1 protein-coding gene is annotated in these 1,921 nt (G+C 70.7%); it reads right to left on the minus strand.

What is annotated here, in order from left to right; all coding sequences use genetic code 11:
- On the minus strand, window positions 1–1,913 hold a 1,913-nt coding region (dxs, locus tag FV229_RS26645; protein WP_246688356.1), incomplete at its 3' end, for a 1-deoxy-D-xylulose-5-phosphate synthase.
- Window positions 1,914–1,921 lie beyond the last annotated feature (8 nt).

Genomic DNA, 1,921 nt, shown 5'->3' on the forward strand with positions numbered 1-1,921 from the left:
CGCTCCGGCAGGATTTCCTCGACCTTTTTGACGATGCTGGCGGCGTCGAGGCCGGCTTCGGCGTACATCTTGTCGGGGCTGTCGTGGTCCTGGTAGGCGTCCGGCAGCGTCATCGTGCGGACCCGAAGCCGCATCGCGTCCAGCACCCCGCGCTCGGTGAGCAGGTGCAGCACCATCGCCCCGAACCCGCCGCGCGAGCCCTCCTCCAGGGTGATCAGCACCTCGTGGCTCGCCGCGAGATCCAGGATCAGCGCCTCGTCGAGCGGCTTGGCGAAGCGCGCGTCCGCCACCGTCACCGCGATGCCCGCCGCCGACAGCGTCTCGGCCGCCTTCAGCGCCTCGCCCAGACGCGTGCCGAGCGACAGCAGCGCCACCCGCGCGTTCTCCGGCCGCGTCACGATCCGCCCGCGCCCGATCGCCAGCGGGACGCCGACCTCCGGCATCTCGACGCCCACGCCCTCGCCGCGCGGGTAGCGCAGCGCGATCGGGCCGGAATCGTGCGCGTGGCAGGTCGCCACCATGTGCACCAGCTCGGCCTCGTCGGCCGCCGCCATCACCGTCATGTTCGGCAGGCAGCACAGATACGCCAGGTCGAACGCGCCCGCATGCGTCGCCCCGTCCGCCCCCACCAGGCCCGCCCGGTCGAGGGCGAAGCGAACGGGAAGGTTCTGCAGCGCCACGTCGTGGATGACCTGGTCGTAGGCCCGCTGCAGGAAGGTCGAGTAGATCGCCACGAACGGCTTGTAGCCCTCCGTCGCCAAGCCCCCGGCGAACGTCACCGCATGCTGCTCGGCGATGCCCACGTCGAAGGTCCGGTCGGGATGCGCCTTGCCGAACAGGTCGATGCCGGTGCCGCCCGGCATCGCCGCGGTGATCGCCACCACCTTCTCGTCGGCGTCCGCCGCCCTGATCAGGCTCTCGCCGAACACCCGCGTGTAGGCCGGCGCGTTGGCCTTGGCCTTGGTCTGCACCCCCGAGAGCACGTCGAACTTCACCACGCCGTGGTAGCGGTCGGCCGACGCCTCGGCCGGGGCGTAGCCCTTGCCCTTGCGCGTCACGACGTGCAGCAGGATCGGGCCCTGCTCGCTGTCGCGCACGTTCTTCAGCACCGGCAGCAGGTGGTCGAGGTTGTGCCCGTCCACCGGCCCGACGTAGTGGAAGCCCATCTCCTCGAACATCGTGCCCGAGCCGACGATCAGCCCGCGGGCGAACTCCTCGGCCTGCGCCGCACGCTGGTAGATCGCCTTCGGCAGCAGCTTGCCGAGCTGCTTGGCGGTCTCGCGCAGGCCCCGGTACGCCCCGCCCGACGCCAGGCGCGCGAGATAGGCCGACATCGCGCCGACAGGGGGCGCGATCGACATGTCGTTGTCGTTCAGGATCACGATCAGCCGCGAGTGCAGCGCGCCGGCGTTGTTCATCGCCTCGTAGGCCATGCCCGCCGACATCGAGCCGTCGCCGATCACCGCGATCATGTTGCGGCGCTTGGGCGCCTCGTGCCCGCGCGCCTTCTCCGACGCCGCGTGGAGATCCCGCGCCACCGCCATGCCCAGCGCCGCCGAGATCGAGGTCGAGGAATGCGCCGCCCCGAACGGGTCGTACTCGCTCTCCGAGCGCTTGGTGAAGCCCGACAGCCCGCCGCCCTGCCGCAGCGTCCGCATCCGGTCGCGCCGGCCCGTCAGGATCTTGTGCGGGTAGGCCTGGTGCCCGACGTCCCACACGATCCGGTCATCGGGCGTGTCGAACACGTGGTGCAACGCCACCGTCAGCTCGACCACCCCGAGCCCGGACCCGAGATGCCCGCCCGTCACCGACACGGTCTCGATCATCTCAGACCGAACCGCCTCCGCAACCGCCGGAAGGTCGCTCTCCGGCAACAAACGCAACGCAGACGTCTCAGACAAACCGTCCAAAATCGAGGGGG

This window comes from Methylobacterium sp. WL120 (assembly GCF_008039465.1).
Lineage (GTDB): Bacteria > Pseudomonadota > Alphaproteobacteria > Rhizobiales > Beijerinckiaceae > Methylobacterium > Methylobacterium cerastii.